The sequence below is a fragment of the Anabaena sp. 54 genome (genome assembly GCF_017355725.1).
Taxonomy (GTDB): domain Bacteria; phylum Cyanobacteriota; class Cyanobacteriia; order Cyanobacteriales; family Nostocaceae; genus Dolichospermum; species Dolichospermum heterosporum.
In genome coordinates, this window is sequence record NZ_JAAVWA010000015.1 from 52,237 (window position 1) to 69,032 (window position 16,796).

Genomic DNA, 16,796 nt, shown 5'->3' on the forward strand with positions numbered 1-16,796 from the left:
ATATACAAAATGTGTCGCATATTTTTATAAAAAAGTGCCTAAAACAGATGCTTTTGGTGTAAAATGGGACAAAACTAATAATTTTTTAGACAATCCCTGCCTACAAAATACACAGAATTAACATAGTACCCAACCACTAAATCGCTTAGACAGTAGAGGAAAAATGAGATTAAAAACTAAACAGGGTCTGCCACCAATCGTGTTTATTGTGCTAGGCATCGCTTTGCTTTTGGGTATGTCAAAATTAGTTGCATATCATCTTTCGATCCAAGAACGGATGAGTTGGGGTGAAAAGCTGCTAATTCTTGATGGTGCCACTCCTGAGAAAAAAGCAGGTATTAGCGCGTTTGCGAATCAGGACTACCGCACGGCGATCGCTAAATTCCAAGCAGCCTTAATTCAGCAACAGAATGACCCAGAAACCTTAATTTATCTAAATAATGCTCGTTCTATCGGCGATAATGCTCCTAAAATTGCTGTTAGTGTCCCTATTGGGAGTAATCTCAACGTTGCTCGAGAACTACTCCGGGGTGTGGCTCAGGCACAAGATGAAATTAATCGATCTGGAGGTATCAATGGTAAGGGCTTACAGGTTGAAATTATCAACGACGAAAACAATCGAGACATTGCCAAGCAAGTAGCGAAAGCTTTAATAGCAGATCCTCAAGTGCTGGCAGTCGTGGGACATAATGCCAGCGAAGCATCACTGGCAGCCGCTCCCATCTATCAGTCTGGACAACTAGTGATGATTACTCCAACCAGTTCTGCAAAAGAACTAGTAGGTTTTGGCAGCTATATTTTTCGTGCGCTTCCTAGCACTCGGTTCTTGGCGGAACCATTAGCAACATATGTCCTCAAGGTAGCAAAAAAACCTAGTGTAGCGACTTGCTATAATTCTCAAGCTCCTGATAATATTACATTTAGAGACGAATTCACCGCATCCCTAATTGCAGATGGTGGTCAGTTAATTAACATTAACTGCGATATGGCATCAGATAGTTTCAATCCATCTACTTCTATTTCTCAAGCTATTAGCAGTGGAGCCGATGCTATTTTACTTACTCCTCACATCGATCAATTGCAAAAGTCAATTGACATTGCTCGCAGTAATAAAAGCCGACTAGCACTTTTCAGTAGTCCCAGTATGTATACGATACAAACATTGCAATCAGGTAGAAGTGATGTTAATGGGTTAACAATGCCTGTTGTCTGGCATCCTCAAATGCAAAAGGCTAGTGTTTTTACGCAACAAGCAACCAGGCTTTGGGGTGGTCAAGTTAACTGGCGGACGGCGACTGCTTACGATGCGACTCGGGCAATTATTCAGGGATTAGAAAAAGCCCGCACACGGAGCGAACTACAAGCAACACTCCGCAATCCCGACTTTTCAACAATGGGAGCAGGAGAGGTGGTGAAATTCTTACCTACTGGAGATCGCTCTAGTCATCCCATATTGGTGCAAGTAAGATCCACTAAAGCCAAGTATGATTTTGTACCAATTAATCCACAATAGGTAGAAATGTGACAATGCTGCTATGAACAGTCAAAGACTGTAAACTAGGTATGGTAAGGATTTGAGTTGAAATTTTTTGAAGGTTTGAGATCAAATGATCATGGTGGAATTTGTTGGCACGACAACCTACAATTGGGGAGAAAGGTAGGAAAATCGCAATATGTATTGCCTGTTTCCTCTTGCCTGGACATAAGCACAAATTACCACACCAAGCTACTGGCTATTATGTTTACCATTGACATTCAAGAACAACAATACAAAACCTACATCCTGTCTGATAAAACCGCTGGTACACAAATAGAAGTTGTCCCAGAAAGAGGCGGTATCATCACTCGTTGGCTGGTGCAAGGTCAAGAAATATTTTACCTAGACGCTGAACGCTTTACCAATCCTGATTTGAGCGTTAGAGGTGGTAATCCCATTTTGTTTCCTCTTTGCGGTAATTTACCTGATAATACTTACAGCGTTGATGGAAAAGAGTATACCATTAAACAACATGGCTTTGCGCGGGAATTGCCTTGGACAGCAACAGCGCAAAATACTGAAGGTAAGGCTAGTCTCACTGTAGTTCTCAGCAGCAACGAGGAAACAAAGGCAGTTTATCCTTTTGATTTTCAATTGGCTTTTACCTACGAACTCCAAGGTAATACCCTAGTAGTGCGTCAGGAATATAAAAATCTGTCATCTACACCCATGCCATTTTCCGCTGGTTTCCACCCTTATTTTCTCTGTGGGGATAAAAATCAGCTAGAAGTGGAACTTCCTTCTGGAGAATATCAAGATAACAAAACTAAGGAATTCCACGCCTTTAACGGCAAATTTGACTTTAACCAAGATGAAATTGATTTTGCTTTTGGGGGACTCACCAGTAAATCAGCCACAGTCACAGATAATAGCCGCAGGTTGAAGCTAACCCTAGATTACGATGATTTCACTACCTGGCTAGTGTTTTGGACTGTCAAGGGCAAAGATTTCTACTGTCTAGAGCCTTGGAGTGCCACCCGCAATGCTTTCAACACTGGTGAAAACCTGACTATGTTAGCGCCTGGAGCTAGTTGTACTGCTTCTTTTCGGTTAACGGCAAATTTTTTCTAGAAACCCCTTGACAAAACCATAGCTGTTGATGGTATATTGATAAAGTTGGAAAAACAGCAAAAGGGTGGCTAACTCAACGGTAGAGTACTCGGCTTTTAACCGATTTGTTCCGGGTTCGAATCCCGGGCCACCCATTTTTAAGACTTAAGTATAATTGCCTCTGTCAATTACAAGATGTAAAATTATCCAACTTAGAATAAAATTCTTCAGCTTTCTTTACTTAATCAATTAAACAGAAACGCGGAAAGATTGACCAATAACTTGAAAATCTTTGGTTTCTTGGTTTCTGAGTTTGGCACGAATTTGAGTAAATTGATTAACAACGTCTGGTTTATAGAGCTTTTCTCCACATTTTGAACAAACTTCTGCTTCTACATGGATAACGGCGGTGTTATTGCCTCCTTTTAGCATTTTTTCAATTTGCTTAGTTTCTAATTCACCTTGACAAGTGGGACATTTTTGAGTTTTCATAAGACCTCGTGATGTGTCAATTAATCCAGTGTTGAGGCTGGGAATAATCAACAGCGACTAAAATTCTAATGCTTCTATTCTGATCATAGCCTCAAATTTTGTGAATCGGTTGATGGCTAATGTTTTCTCGATTAATTAAATCGGGAATACAGGGGGTATTATTGGGTATTTTTGGATAATTTTGTTATATATGACAGCAGGAAATATTTTATTAAATGTATTTCTCTGATTTCTGCTTTTTTATGTTTATATGAAAGTTGGCGCAGATTAATAAATTGAATAATTTTTATACAAATACTACAAATACATTAATATTCTCAAAATTTGGCGCTAATCTATCAGACAATTTGCATAACAACTAATGTCATATCATCGGTATTTCGTTTATCAGAACCAATGAATTGTTCAACTTGGTCAAAGAGATATTCGACAATTTCCTGGGGACTGTTGCAATACTTACAGGCTGTTCTGAAGGATGTAACAAAATTATCTTCATCAAAGCGATCGCCTCCAGCCGCAGCTGCATCCGTCAAACCATCAGTATAATAAATTACTGTATCTCCAACTTCTAACTGTGCTTGTGCATTTTCATATTCACTATTGGCATCTAAACCAATTAACATCCCCAATGTATCCAATTGACTCACAGTTTTTGTAGCTGCGTGCCACCACAAGGGGGGATTATGGGCAGCATTACTATAAGATAAAATCCGCGTTTGTGGGTCATATTCGGAATAAAACATGGTGACAAAGCGGTGAGAATTTTCCAAATCCGCATACATTACCCGATTCAAATTTTGTAAAATCCCGGCTGGGGAATTACCATGTAATACTTCACCCCGCAACATTCCCCGCAACATCGTCATAATTAAACCCGCGGGAACACCTTTACCCATGACATCCCCAATGACCAAACCCCAACTAGCATTTTCTGGAGATGCTTGTGGTTTAGATTTTAACTGGTTTTGATTAGTGGGAATAAAATCATAGTAATCACCACCAACTTGATTAGCCGGTTTACAACGGGCGGCTATTGATAACCCAGGAATATTGGGACATTGACGCGGTAAAAGTCGGCGTTGAATTTCTGCACCAATTTCTAACTCTTGGTCTAAACGTTCTTTTTTTCTTAATTCTACAGACAGTTCATCATTGTCAATTGCCACTGCTGTCTGGTCTGCTACTAACCGCACTAATTTTTGTCTGGTTTCTGTCCAACTATATTCAGGATCTCGACTCAAAACGTACAGCCAACCTCTTTCTGTATGCTTGACTAAAATAGCTGTGCCAAAGATTTGCACATCTGGACCTAAAACAGCGTGCATTTGGTCATCTAGAATTCCTGTGGAAATAGCAGCAGGACCTGAGTTAGATAAAAGAGTAATTTGACTACTAGCAGTTTCTAGGGCTTTTCTAATAATTTTTCTTTGCTGAGTATCCTGCCAATGTAGTTGTTCTAATCTAATTTGTCCATTGGGTTTATAAAGAAAAAGTGCGCTACCTTCTGCATCTGTGACTCTGGTAGCCATGAGGGGAATCAGTTCCAAAAACTGATTTAAATTATTAAAGCTTCTGAGGGCAAATCCTAAAGAACTCAGTAAGTCTTGAATTTTATTTTGTTCTCGATGCAGCCTGGACACAAGTTCCTTGAGTGCCACTACAGGAGTGACATCGGTGGTGCTGCTATTGCTATCAGTAGAATGGGGGGGGAATTGTGACACAGGTTAATATTGCAGTTAAGAATAGCAAATTTGTGATTCTTTATAAATACTCTTTTTTGATAAATTGTGAAATCATCATGGAACGAGATTTGTGATTTTAGCAAGAGTAGAAGAAATGTTGAAAGTAATTTTTTAAGTCTTGGTTAATGCTGAGGACATTGCTGAGGGTTAATTTTCCATAATTATAAATTTTCTAATTTGTCAAAAATGAGTCTGGGAGAATCAGTGATTTTTATGATTAATTAGCAGCCTCTAATTTTTTCATAACTGAATCGGTGCTTCATATATCTTGGGAAATAAAAATTTGTCACTAGCAAAATTATCTCTATTCCTGAGAGAGTAGATATTAAGAATCATCCAACCAATAACCAGATGGATTTTTGGTGCATTAATTCATGGCTTTTGCGTTGTGAGAATTTTAGTCAAAACGTTGAAGTAATCATGCTTTTAATGAAAACTTCTTTGACTATGGACTACAAACATTTAACCTATATACCATAAATTATCGAAATGTTTCCTTAGATAGATTTCTTTTCGGGAAAGATTTTGCCTATTTTTGGTCAATATTTCAAAATGTATAATTTTATATTAGTGTTTTGACGGAGAAGGTGGCAGGAAATTAAGTCTTATTTTCCATGCTTCAGCTAAACTTAATAAAGCCTTGGTTAGTAGCTTATATTGTTTGTATTAGCGATACTAAATAATTATATATAATGATAAATACGTTAGATATTAATATTGTCAGCGGTTTAGCTGATTGAGAAGTATTAATTTGAGTAAGTGATTTTCCTAGCTGCTTGTTTGATGGGAACTTGGATAATAAATTCAGTTCTTTTGCCAATATCAGAGAAATATTCTCATCTACCATGATGTTTTTCTGTGATAATTCGATAGCTAAGTAGGTGGACACTAGAAATTGTCGTTATAACAAGGGAACAATACCAATTTCCGTATCTTTACTTATTTCTTTAGTGGTAAAAAATGGATTAAAAATGCGATTTTTCACATTTGCTGGTATTCCGTCGCCATTATCAGCGATCGCAATTTGTATCCATTGTTCATCTATAATCTTTGTTCGCACATTTTAGGAATTTTTTTAATTTCCACATTTTTGAAAGCTGGAAAGTTTTTTAGATAGATACTTTCGATTGTAGTTATTCACTCCCCCCCTCTAAAATTATCGAAACCCTTGATCTCTCCTTAAAGATAGGGGGGGAGTGTGAACAGTTACTTTCGATTTTCATGACTCACCATTAGATATCTCCAAAAATTAAAGATACTTGACCTGAAAACCCTGTAGAGACGTTCCATGGAACGTCTCTACAATCTTTTTTGGAGATGTCTATTAAACGATTTTTTGAATAGATAGCATTATTTATTCCCTATCCTCAAAATTAACATCTTGATAAATGTCTACTAAACTAATTTCAAAATCAAGATATTGCAATTTAACAATATCATTTTCACATTTATATTCTCTAAAAATCCATTCTCCCTCATTAGTTTTGCTATAGTGCATCACTTGATATTGATTTTGTTCTACTAAAACATATTCTTTAAATTGGGGAATAGAACGATAAAAAGTAAATTTATCCCCTTGATCATAATTTTTTGTAGACTTGGATAAAACCTCAACAATTAACAAAGGATTAGTCACAGTAGTATTATTTTTACCTGCATAAATAGGTTTTCCATCAGTTACAATCACATCAGGATAAGTATATTCTCTATATTCAGGAATCCATAAACGCACATCTCCAATAAAAACACGATATTTTTTTCCTCTAATAACATATAATAAAGATGATGCAAAATTAAGCGCGATTTGATTATGATTTGTCGTGCCACCAGTCATAGGTATAATTTCTCCATTGCGATATTCGCTTTTATAAAGTGCTTTTTCTTCTAATTCTAAATATTCTTCAGGGGTGTAAATATGTTTGCGAGTTTGTACTTGCATATTGTTTTCCTTAATTTGGTTTATTAATTGTAGATAGTTAATAGGAAAAGAATTTTTTCATTAATCAACTTCGCGCTTTATTTAATTAAAAATAAAATTTAATGCCTGTTTAATAATTAATTCTTGATCTACCATATTTTTTAAGGTTAATTCATCATAAATTCCGCCAAAAGCTTCTAAAGAAGCATTATCTAAAGCTCTATTATAAGCTTCTGGTAAAATTTCTTCTATTTCTTTTTTTTCCATGTAATATCCTCCAGACTTTCTGCGTTTGTTGATCCGCTCAATTGCATCAATAGCATTCCGAATGGAAACATCCCAAGCATGAGTTGTCCTTTTTTCTGCCTGTTGTTTAATTAAATGGACTAAAAGCACTACACAATAACTATAAATTTTATTGATTTTATCTTCTTTACTCATTTCTTCTAATTCATCAATTAAAGATAGAGCCGCTTCTAGGTTGCCAGAAACCACTAATTCTCTGAGTTCTAGTAATTCTTCCATGATTTGCTCTCTCCTTGAAGTTTGCTATTTCTAGCATAGCGCTGATAACGCTATCAACGACAGATACACCACTAAGGATAACGGTTGTTGTCCAAATTTTACCAATTTCTGCTAGAGTATGAGTGATATCGCAAGCTCTGACTTATCAGTTCGCTTCCGTATCCGCAGCAAGCACAATCACAACACATAAAATTCAGAAATTAAGCTCCCACGAAGAAGCCTTTGTCAAGTAAGATAAAATCAAAGGACTTCAAGAGGCTGCTGCTAATCCCTCTCCAATGATACAGCGTTTGAGAGCAATCAAAGCGCAACGAGAACAGGAGCGGTTAAATCTTGTATGAAAATCCGTTTCTTGCTCGATGAAAATTTGTCACCAAAGCTAAAGTTTGCTGTTTTGCGTCTTAACCCAGCAATAGATATAGTTCGTGTGCGTGATCCAGATGCTCCCCTTCTAGGAACACTAGATCCAGAACTCCTGCGTTATCTGGAAGTATTTCAACGGTTATTGGTAACATACCAAACGTTTTATGAATTTTTCCTAATACGAATGTATGCTACAATAAAGCTCAGTTTAGTTCAATTCTAGCTTAAAAAAAATTGATATTACTACTGGAGGTAGATCAAATATGCTAAACCAGTCTATTCCCGAAATGACTTTACAGGATTTAGAATCCTTAATTAATAGAATTGTTGATGAAAAAATTAATCAAATAAATTTCGCTAAACATAACAAAATAGAACAGTCTGAACTTGTTAAAAACATACATATTTTTCAAGAAAGCTTAAAGCAAAAATATGGTGAATTTTCTGATTTGACAGAATTATTACGACAAGATAGAGACAGATGATCACAGATAAAGTTGTCATTGATAGTAGTGTAGCCATTAAATGGTTTATTGCTCAAGATTATTCATTAGAAGCAAATAAAATCCTTGATGCTTATCAATCACAACAAATTACCTTGATTGCACCAGACTTGATTTATGCAGAAATTGGTAATATTGTTTGGAAAATACAGCGATTTCAAGGTTTAACAAATCAGGACGCTGAGATGATAATTGATTTATTTCAACAAATACAATTAAAAATATTCCCTGCCGATGAATTATTAAAAGATGCCTATCAGTTTGCAGTGAATTATCAAAGAACTGTCTACGATAGCCTTTACCTAGCTTTAAGCATTAGAGAAAACTGTAAATTTATCACTGCTGATGCAAAATTGTACAATGCTATTTATCCAAAAATACAAAATATTCAACTGATCAAAGATTGGATTTAAGTATGAGCGATCGCACAAAGTTCTGCAATTCCTTGAGGATGGAAATATTTACTTATATCAAGAGACATGAGACTGTTTTTACATTTACTGACACACCCTACTAACTCACTGTTTTTCAATAATAACTTGACTAACTTTTGACCATTTTTCCCAAATACTATTGGGAACTCTCAAAGTATATCGTCTTCTGTAGCCTCCTTGACCTTCTTTATCAAGGTTTTTCGCTCCTAAAAACACACCAGAACTATCTATAAATTTAGCCCTAAAGCCATGCTGCAATAATTCAAGTCTTAAGTAAGCTTCTCTCGCTGCTGGGCTTCGTTCTGCTTCTGGAGGAATTGAAAATTCAATAATCCACTCTACTTGTTGATTCTGTTGATTAAATGCAGGTTCTTCAATCATTTTATACGAAAATACTGCATAATCTCCTACAGAACTAGAATTAAAAACACTATAGTCCCATTTTGGATCTGATAAACTTGGAGTTGGTTCAGTAGTAATAGTAGGAGTTGGTGCAGGTATTGCTTTAGGTGATGGCGATGGTTCAGAAACACTTGGAGAATAAGTCGGTTGCTGACGATTTAATTGTGCTTCTAGACTGCTAATTTTTCTTTGCAGATATTCAACTCTTTGATCGTCGGTTTGGGGACGAGAAGCCCAAGCAGCAATAACCGCGCAAGCCAGCATAACAGCAGCCCAAATTGGCCATGGGATTTTTGATTCACTCATATCAATCAAGTACAAATATAGTTTCAACTGAACCACCACTAAATCTATAATACTTCTGCCCTGTAGTCGGAATTGTTACAACATCTTTATCATCGCACTTTTGCCAGCCTCCTTGCTGTGGACTATATATACGAGTGTAGTGATTTTGAATTGCGATACATTTTCCCGTTGATACAGGGATAAAGCAATCCCCATCTTGATATATAGCACCTGATATGCTAGGCTCAACCCCATTTTCCGAGCATTCATACTGGCGACGAGATTTATTAGTTTCTCTAAGTGTAGGAGTTGATGTGGGGTAATTTATTGAACTTTGAGTTTCTCCAGGTGTAGGAGTTGATGTAGGTGTTGGTTCAGGTGATGGTGTTGGCTTGTTCAAATCTTCAATTATCGCAACTACTTTTTCCTTTTTTGACTCATAACTGTTTTTCAAATTAGTAACTGAAATAAAAACATCAGAAGGGATATCATTTAAAATCGCCAGTGCCTTATCCCATTTCTCCTTAACCGCTTCATAGTCTTCAGGTTCATTAGCCTTTCTCATCTGTTCTTCTGCATCTTGAGCTTGTTGTTTGGCTTGGTTAATGGAGTCAATCGCTTGATTTTCTTTATCTAAACGACGTTGTATCTTGGTTAATTGACTTTGATAATCTGAAAGTTCCTTTTGGGCAGTATTGTATATCTTAGCAGATGTTGGTATAGTTTTTAGTTGAGCGATCGCATCTTGTAACTGTTGTTGAGATGCTTGTAAATCTTCCACATTCTTAGCACTTTCAAACAACTTTTGAGCAGTAACAGTTATATCTTTTGCTTGTTTGTATTTAGAACTAAATTCCTCATCAATAGCACAGTTATCCAGTGATTTACAAATAGTTGGAATGTGAGCCGATTGAGTTCCTAAAAAAACTATTCCCAGCACGAAAATTCCTATTGAACTCCACATGATTATCCCAAGTGAGTTATTTGGCTGAGAAATACGCCGCTTTGGAATAATTGAATTTTGCTTTGATTTAACTTGAATAGGTGATGTTTGTAACGGTGACTTTTGTTGCTGAGATGGTATTTGAGAAGATTTGTGTGAAGCTTGATAAGTCGTTTTAGTTGTTAATTTTGAATTTTTTAAATCTTGTAAAACTGCTTGAGCAGATTGATAACGCTGTTGATAATATTTTTGTAATAATTTATCTAAAACTGTGTCCAAGTCTCGGTTAACAGGTTTTTGTAAGTGAACACGCCAAGTTTTCACCCATTCATAGCCATATTCTTGGTAAAGTTCCCCAGGATGAACTCCTGTTAGTAAATGAAAACAAGTCGCACCCAAACTATATAAATCACTAGCTGGATATACTTTCCCATCCCGCATTTGTTCTAAAGGTGCATAACCAAAAGTACCAATTAATGTTCCTGTTATAACTGTTCCCTGGAGTTGTTTTGATGCCCCAAAATCAATTAATATTAATTTGCCATCACTACGACGACGCATAATATTTTCTGGTTTAATATCTCGATGAATTACACCATACTCGTGAACTACTTTCAAGATGGGTAATAAATCTTGTAATAAAGCGCGGATTTTTGATTCTGAGAATATCCCCTGTTTTTCTAATTCTTCTAATAAATTTTCACCGTCAATGAATTCTTGTACTAAATACAGACGGCTATTTTCTTCAAAATAAGCTAACAGAGCGGGAATTTGTGAATGTTTGCCGAGTTTTAGTAATTGTAGCGCTTCTTGTAAAAATAATTCTGTGGCTTTTTTTCGTCCTGCTGTTCCTTGGATTTGAGGTGCAAATTGTTTGATGACACACTTTTCGTTTAATTTGTCAACATCTTCTGCTAAATAGGTTTTAGCAAATCCACCACCACCTAATGATTTAATCGGACGATAGCGGTTTTTCAATGTGACTATAGAAACGTTGCAGTTAGGACATAATTGAGTTTGTTCGGGAACTGAGGGAGTTTGTTCGGGAACTGAGGGATTATTACATTCCGGGTTGAGACAACATATCTGATTCATGGTTGTGTAGTAGTAGATACGTTTATGATTAAATATCTACTAATATACACGAAATATACTTAATTGACAATTGACTGATTTTTTCCCCAGTAAGTAAGTATGCTAGAATTAAACCAGTTTAGTTAATAGACAATTTTGATATTATATAAATTGTAGTTAAAACAAACCTGATATTACTACTCAAGGTTGATCAAATATGCTAAACCAATCTATTGCCGGAATGACTTTACAGGATTTAGAATCTTTAATTAATAGACTTGTTGACGAAAAAATTAATCAGGTTAATCTTGGTAAACGCAACAACATAGAAAAAACTGAAATTGTTCAGAAAATACATACCCTGCAAGAAAACCTAAAGCAAAAATATGGAGAATTTTCTGATTTGACAGAATTATTACGAGAAGATAGAGACAGATGATTTTAGATAAAATTGTCATTGATAGCAGTGTAGCCATTAAATGGTTTATTGCTCAAGATTATTCATTAGAAGCAAATAAAATACTTGATGCTTATCAAGCACAACAAATTACCTTGATTGCACCAGACTTAATTTATGCAGAAATTGGTAATATTGTTTGGAAAATACAGCGATTTCAAGGTTTAACTAATCAGGAAGCTGAGATGATAGTTGATTTATTTCAGCAAATACAGTTAAAAATATTTCCTGCTGATGAATTATTAAAAGATGCTTATCAGTTTGCAGTCAATTATCAAAGAACTGTCTATGATAGCCTTTACGTAGTTTTAAGCATCAGAGAAAACTGTAAATTTATTACTGCTGATGAGAAATTGTACAATGCCATTTATCGGCATATTCCAAATATCCACCTGATAAAAGATTGGATTTAAGTTAATTCTTGGAAATGAAGGACAAAGCCTAAAACTTCATCCTTCATACTTTCAATTATGCTTCATCCAAAGCTGCAATACCAGGTAAAATCTTACCTTCTAGCAACTCCAAACTCGCACCACCACCGGTAGAAATGTGGCTCATTTGATCAGCTAAACCGACCTTTTCCACAGCCGCTACAGAGTCACCACCACCGATAATGGTAGTTGCGCCGGTTTTGCCAATTTCTGCTAAAGTATGAGCGATCGCTTCTGTACCCGCAGCAAATTTATCAAACTCAAACACACCCATAGGTCCATTCCAAATCACAGTCTTGCAATCAGCCAAAGCCGCTTGGAAAACCTTGATAGAATCAGGACCAATATCTAAACCCATACCATCGGCAGGGATATTTTCAATGCTGACAGTAGTAGCATTAGCATCAGGAGCAAACTTATCAGCGGAGACAATATCTGTAGGTAGCAACAAAGCCACACCACGTTCTTTAGCCTTAGCTTCCAAAGACTTCGCTAATTCAAGCTTATCTTCTTCCACCAAAGACTTACCAACACTCAACCCACGGGCTTTGTAGAAGGTGAAAATCATCCCACCGCCGATGATCAACTTATCGCACTTTTCCAACAAAGTTTCAATCACACCGATTTTGCTAGAAACCTTAGAACCGCCAATAATAGCCGCCAAAGGACGCTGAGGTACTTCAATCGCACTTTGTAAATATTGCAATTCCTTCTCAACCAAATAACCAGCCACAGAAGGACTCAGAAACTTAGTTACACCCTCAGTAGAAGCGTGGGCGCGGTGTGCAGTACCGAACGCATCATTTACATAAAAATCAGCATTAGCAGCCAATTTTTCCGCAAATGCGGGATCGTTTTTTTCTTCTTCCTTGTAGAAGCGGACATTTTCCAACAACAGCACTTGACCATTTGCCAATGCGCCAACCTTAGCCGCCACATCATCACCAATACAGTCATCAGTTTTGACAACTTCTTGTCCTAACAACTCAGACAGACGTTTAGCGACGGGAGTTAAACGTAATTTCTCATCTACACCCTTGGGACGACCGAAATGACTTGCTAAAATGACCTTAGCACCCTTTTGGGTCAAATCTTGGATAGTTGGCAACGCCGCCCGAATCCGAGTATCATCAGTGATGTTGCCTTGATCATCCACAGGCACGTTAAAATCAACCCGTACCAAAGCGCGTTTTCCAGATATATCAGCCGCAGATAAACTTGCTAAACTTTTTTTAGACACAGCCAAACTCTCCTGATTACTTTTCTGTTATTGTCTTCAAAATATGACCATCAAGATTTTACCGGAGTGAGGGGTGCAGAGGTGAGATATGTTTAAAACAGTTCTATTTCCCATTGATCAAAGTCGAGAAGCCAGAGAGGCCGCTGATATAGTTGCCAATATTGTGCAAACCTATGGCAGTCGCTTAATTCTGCTTTCAGTCGTTGAAGAGCCAGATTCAGAAGCACCGGCTACCAGTCCTATGGTATCTCCAGAAGCAGTTGCCAAACTCCTAGAAAATGCCCAGGCTTTATTTTCTGGACAAGGAATCATAGCCGAATTACTAGAAAGACAAGGTAAACCAGCTTTTACTATTTGTGATGTTGCTGATGAAGTTGAAGCCAGTTTAATTATCATGGGCTGTCGAGGAATAGGCTTAACGGATGAAGGCGCAACTGATAGCGTTACCGCACGGGTAATTAACCTTTCTCCCTGTCCCGTCTTGATTGTTCCTTGATTAAGTATCACGCTTAAATTCCTACCACATCTCGTTCCTAGTCTCTGACTAGGAATGCAGCTGATGAGGCTCTGCCTCTAATAAGTAGGTTGGCGTTGAAAATTGTCGTTATAGCAAGGCAAGACGCAAGAGTAAAGAAGTTTTCAGCCATTTTACGTTTCTTTACACAGTTTGGTTTTAAGTAGTGAGACAGAATTAATTACACAATGTCATTGCGTTAGCGCAGCGTGGCGTTAGCCATATGGAACGAAGTGAAATGAAGCAATTCCAAGGGTTGTGATTGCTTCCCTTCGCTCGCAATGACTGTAAATATTTTTGTCCAATTACTTATTGTGTTCACCTACTTATACTCAAAACGGCTAGAAGCTGGACTTTTTTATCATACAAAACACATCTCCGAGAATTAAATGTGCGTCGCTTGAAACCCTTGTAGAGACGTTCCATGGAACGTCTCTACAATCTTTACCGGAGAAGTCTAAAGAACAAGTTCAAAGCCTCTCCAGTATTAAATATTATTCCTTTTCCCTCTCCTCTTAGGAGAGGGTTAGGGAGAGGTCAAAAGGAGAGAGGGGTTTCATATTTGGTTAAATTATGAACCGTTTTCAGTATACCTGCCTTCACAGATAACTGTTTCAGCAAACCCTACTTAGACAAGATAACTAGTATTCGGGACAATGGGAAACATTGCATATTCATACCAAGCTGTCCAGATAAAACTCCGAATCCAGCGTTGACGTTTCTCCAAACTTAATTCATACTCAAATGCACCAGAAGACTCATCAATAGAAGATAAATGGGAGTTACAACCACAGCCATGTTGATAAGTAAAACCGTATTTAGATGCTATACTTTGCACCTTCATTTGCATTGCAAACACCTTACCTGCGTGTAGAATAGCATCCCACGAACGCTTATGTTCTATATCTCTTTGATCAAATCTTAAAGCCCGTTCTTCAAACACATGATCTCGATAAATTGGGGCTAAATGCACATGATAGAAACTAGCTGGTAAATCATATCCAAATTCATCAAAAAGTTCCAAACCGATGCGAGCTACCTTGACCTCATTATTGTACTCAGAACCTTTTGACTCACAATTATGCAAAACTGCCTTAAAGTTTGGATAGTTGTGAATCATAAAGTCGTGACCGTAGAATTCCAGAGTTTCCCATGCCAGTTGCCCAAATAACTCAGAGAATGAAGGTATTAGCCGAAATAACTGGGGGCGGTCATTAAACAAATCAACATCACCATATTGCAGTTTATATTGAAACAACTGCGCCATTTCTACATAGACTTGTGGATTACTAAATCTGACATTTGCCCTGCCCTTAGCAATATCCTGCCACACACAAGGTAATTGAGCAACAGTAACCGCATTTTCACCAACAATGACGGCAACGTTAGAGGCTTCTTGAAGCTGCATATCTAATTTCCACAAAGAGTTTAATTAACAATTTACTGTAAATAATCCCTTTTTTATCTTCTCAACAGCATAAAAAAATGATACTTCATTCAGCCTCTGGGCAAAACAATAAACAGAATTATCCTCCCTTGTCTATTGACAAGACATAAAAAATATAGTATTCTCGCAACTGAATCGGTTTTAATGGGAAACAGTCATTAAACGCAAGGGGGAAAGTCTGGTGTAAATCCGGCACTGTCCCGCAGATGTAAGGAGATTTATTCTCTAAGTCAGAATGCCCGCCGAAAGCAAAAAACTCACATCCATCTGCGTGGTACAGATGATTCAGACCATGAATGTTTCCATAGGAATTAATCAGTTTAGACCCCCAGAGAAACCCTACAAATTGTGTACTGTTCTGAGATTATTAACCGTCAATTTAATTATTTGCAATCCTGCACTTAAGAAAGTGGGAAGCTTTTATAGGTGAGACTTATTGCTATCTTCGTTAGATATATTTTGACAATAATAGAAAAGATGACAGTAAGTGAATATTGTCCGTTTTTGCGTGTGGTTAATTATGCTTCTTTACACATTTTACAGTAGCCATATTGTAAAAACTCTTATGTCTGCGTTTCTGAATTATCATTTCTAAATCAATGCTCAATCAAAAACATAATCTATTTGTCTGTACTACTTGTGGTAGTAATTGGCAAGATGGTAAGCGGGTTGGTGAAAGTCAAGGTGAACAACTACTAAAACAACTTCAAGAACTTGCTCAAAATAGTGAATTGCACAATCAATTCTGCATTCAGGGGGTTGAATGTATGAGCGCTTGCAGTCATTCCTGCGTGATTGCTTTTGTAGCAGAAGGAAAATCAACCTATCTCTTTGGTGATTTACCAGTAGATAGTAGTCCATCTGCGGTACTAGAATGTGCAAGTCAGTATTATACAAAATATGATGGTGTATTGCCTTGGTCAGAACGTCCAGAACCTTTAAAAAAAGGAATTTTAGCAAAGATTCCCGCACTAGATAAGTGGGCAAAATTAAACAACAATAGTTGATAGGGAATGGGAAACAGAAGAATCAGTTGAGTCATTAATTCCATCCGATTAAGTAGGTTGGCGTTGAAAATTGTCGTTATGGCAAGGCAAAAGGCAAGAGGCAAGAGGCAAGAGTGAAGAGGGTTTAGGCGATTTTACATTTCTTTACACAGTTTGGTTTTATTGTGTTCACCTACTTACTTATCAAAAAAAATAACCCAAAATGACCTCTAAAAACAACACCTAAATCAATCAATCCTGATTTCATTTACTTATCTAGAAAATATCTTTTAGAGGAAGAAGCAACAGGGAACAGAAAAAACTCATGTTTTTAAACATGAGATTGAAATAATGACACTGTTTTTTTTCGTGCTACGCATCTTTTAAAAACATCTTTTTCTTGACTGAAGCTCTAAACTGGTGCAAATGAGTGTTTCTTATCTGTTCCCTGTT

At 37.0% G+C, this 16,796-nt stretch carries 18 protein-coding genes, 1 tRNA gene and 1 riboswitch; of the genes, 10 read left to right on the forward strand and 9 right to left on the reverse strand.

Going from position 1 to position 16,796, the window contains the following annotated elements; all coding sequences use genetic code 11:
• The first annotated feature begins 163 nt into the window (after positions 1–163).
• The 3 genes from HEQ36_RS14890 (at position 164) to HEQ36_RS14900 (ending at position 2,742) form a co-directional block, all read left to right on the forward strand.
• Positions 164–1,513 carry an ABC transporter substrate-binding protein gene (locus HEQ36_RS14890; protein WP_168634716.1) on the forward strand — a complete coding sequence of 450 codons (1,350 nt, stop codon included), beginning with the start codon at positions 164–166 and terminating at the stop codon, positions 1,511–1,513.
• Between the two features lie 225 nt (positions 1,514–1,738).
• Entirely contained in the window at positions 1,739–2,608 is an 870-nt protein-coding gene (locus HEQ36_RS14895) for an aldose epimerase (RefSeq protein ID WP_168634717.1), read from the forward strand.
• A gap of 62 nt (positions 2,609–2,670) precedes the next feature.
• A tRNA-Lys gene (locus HEQ36_RS14900) sits at positions 2,671–2,742 on the forward strand.
• Positions 2,743–2,836: 94 nt separating this feature from the next.
• On the opposite strand, the gene HEQ36_RS14905 is transcribed toward HEQ36_RS14900, so the two are convergent.
• The 5 genes from HEQ36_RS14905 to HEQ36_RS14925 form a co-directional block, all read right to left on the reverse strand.
• Entirely contained in the window at positions 2,837–3,079 is a 243-nt protein-coding gene (locus tag HEQ36_RS14905; protein WP_168634718.1) for a YgiT-type zinc finger protein, read from the reverse strand.
• A gap of 338 nt (positions 3,080–3,417) precedes the next feature.
• Positions 3,418–4,800, reverse strand: coding sequence for a PP2C family protein-serine/threonine phosphatase (locus HEQ36_RS14910; protein ID WP_053540551.1), 1,383 nt, complete (start codon positions 4,798–4,800; stop codon positions 3,418–3,420).
• A 922-nt stretch (positions 4,801–5,722) separates the two neighbouring features.
• Positions 5,723–5,881, reverse strand: coding sequence for an ATP-binding protein (locus HEQ36_RS14915; RefSeq protein WP_168634719.1), 159 nt, complete (start codon positions 5,879–5,881; stop codon positions 5,723–5,725).
• Between the two features lie 294 nt (positions 5,882–6,175).
• Positions 6,176–6,760: a Uma2 family endonuclease gene (locus HEQ36_RS14920; RefSeq protein WP_168634720.1), complete on the reverse strand. Its 585-nt coding sequence runs from the start codon at positions 6,758–6,760 to the stop codon at positions 6,176–6,178.
• 81 nt (positions 6,761–6,841) lie between these two features.
• Positions 6,842–7,264: a DUF29 family protein gene (locus HEQ36_RS14925; RefSeq protein WP_015080718.1), complete on the reverse strand. Its 423-nt coding sequence runs from the start codon at positions 7,262–7,264 to the stop codon at positions 6,842–6,844.
• Between the two features lie 337 nt (positions 7,265–7,601).
• Here HEQ36_RS14925 and HEQ36_RS14930 point away from each other — a divergent pair, with 337 nt between their 5' ends.
• Genes HEQ36_RS14930 through HEQ36_RS14940 form a run of 3 tightly spaced genes read left to right on the forward strand, consistent with a single transcriptional unit; the run spans position 7,602 to position 8,543 of the window.
• Entirely contained in the window at positions 7,602–7,850 is a 249-nt protein-coding gene (locus tag HEQ36_RS14930; RefSeq protein WP_168634721.1) for a DUF5615 family PIN-like protein, read from the forward strand.
• A gap of 40 nt (positions 7,851–7,890) precedes the next feature.
• Positions 7,891–8,112: a hypothetical protein gene (locus HEQ36_RS14935; RefSeq protein ID WP_168634722.1), complete on the forward strand. Its 222-nt coding sequence runs from the start codon at positions 7,891–7,893 to the stop codon at positions 8,110–8,112.
• Positions 8,109–8,543 carry a type II toxin-antitoxin system VapC family toxin gene (locus HEQ36_RS14940; RefSeq protein ID WP_168634723.1) on the forward strand — a complete coding sequence of 145 codons (435 nt, stop codon included), beginning with the start codon at positions 8,109–8,111 and terminating at the stop codon, positions 8,541–8,543. Before HEQ36_RS14935 ends, HEQ36_RS14940 begins: the two co-directional genes overlap by 4 nt.
• Positions 8,544–8,648: 105 nt before the next feature.
• Here HEQ36_RS14940 and HEQ36_RS14945 read toward each other — a convergent pair whose 3' ends face one another.
• Both HEQ36_RS14945 and HEQ36_RS14950 read right to left on the reverse strand, forming a co-directional pair.
• Positions 8,649–9,272, reverse strand: a complete 624-nt coding sequence (locus HEQ36_RS14945) for a hypothetical protein (protein ID WP_168634724.1) — start codon at positions 9,270–9,272, stop codon at positions 8,649–8,651.
• A 1-nt stretch (position 9,273) separates the two neighbouring features.
• Positions 9,274–11,289, reverse strand: coding sequence for a protein kinase (locus HEQ36_RS14950; protein ID WP_205748370.1), 2,016 nt, complete (start codon positions 11,287–11,289; stop codon positions 9,274–9,276).
• 196 nt (positions 11,290–11,485) lie between these two features.
• Here HEQ36_RS14950 and HEQ36_RS14955 point away from each other — a divergent pair, with 196 nt between their 5' ends.
• On the forward strand, positions 11,486–11,707 hold the full coding sequence (locus HEQ36_RS14955; protein ID WP_168634725.1) for a hypothetical protein: 222 nt from the start codon (positions 11,486–11,488) through the stop codon (positions 11,705–11,707).
• On the forward strand, positions 11,704–12,138 hold the full coding sequence (locus HEQ36_RS14960; protein ID WP_168634726.1) for a type II toxin-antitoxin system VapC family toxin: 435 nt from the start codon (positions 11,704–11,706) through the stop codon (positions 12,136–12,138). Before HEQ36_RS14955 ends, HEQ36_RS14960 begins: the two co-directional genes overlap by 4 nt.
• A gap of 55 nt (positions 12,139–12,193) precedes the next feature.
• Here HEQ36_RS14960 and pgk read toward each other — a convergent pair whose 3' ends face one another.
• Positions 12,194–13,396 (reverse strand): phosphoglycerate kinase, encoded by a 1,203-nt coding sequence (gene pgk / locus HEQ36_RS14965; protein WP_053540549.1) that lies wholly within the window; start codon positions 13,394–13,396, stop codon positions 12,194–12,196.
• Between the two features lie 88 nt (positions 13,397–13,484).
• Here pgk and HEQ36_RS14970 point away from each other — a divergent pair, with 88 nt between their 5' ends.
• Positions 13,485–13,892 (forward strand): universal stress protein, encoded by a 408-nt coding sequence (locus HEQ36_RS14970; RefSeq protein WP_027404639.1) that lies wholly within the window; start codon positions 13,485–13,487, stop codon positions 13,890–13,892.
• A gap of 646 nt (positions 13,893–14,538) precedes the next feature.
• Here the strand turns inward: HEQ36_RS14970 and HEQ36_RS14975 are convergent.
• Positions 14,539–15,318 (reverse strand): hypothetical protein, encoded by a 780-nt coding sequence (locus tag HEQ36_RS14975; protein WP_053540548.1) that lies wholly within the window; start codon positions 15,316–15,318, stop codon positions 14,539–14,541.
• 158 nt (positions 15,319–15,476) lie between these two features.
• Positions 15,477–15,619: riboswitch (cobalamin riboswitch) on the forward strand.
• 337 nt (positions 15,620–15,956) lie between these two features.
• Between HEQ36_RS14975 and HEQ36_RS14980 the strand changes: the two genes are divergently transcribed.
• Positions 15,957–16,364, forward strand: coding sequence for a DUF1636 family protein (locus tag HEQ36_RS14980; RefSeq protein ID WP_168634727.1), 408 nt, complete (start codon positions 15,957–15,959; stop codon positions 16,362–16,364).
• Positions 16,365–16,796: the final 432 nt, after the last annotated feature.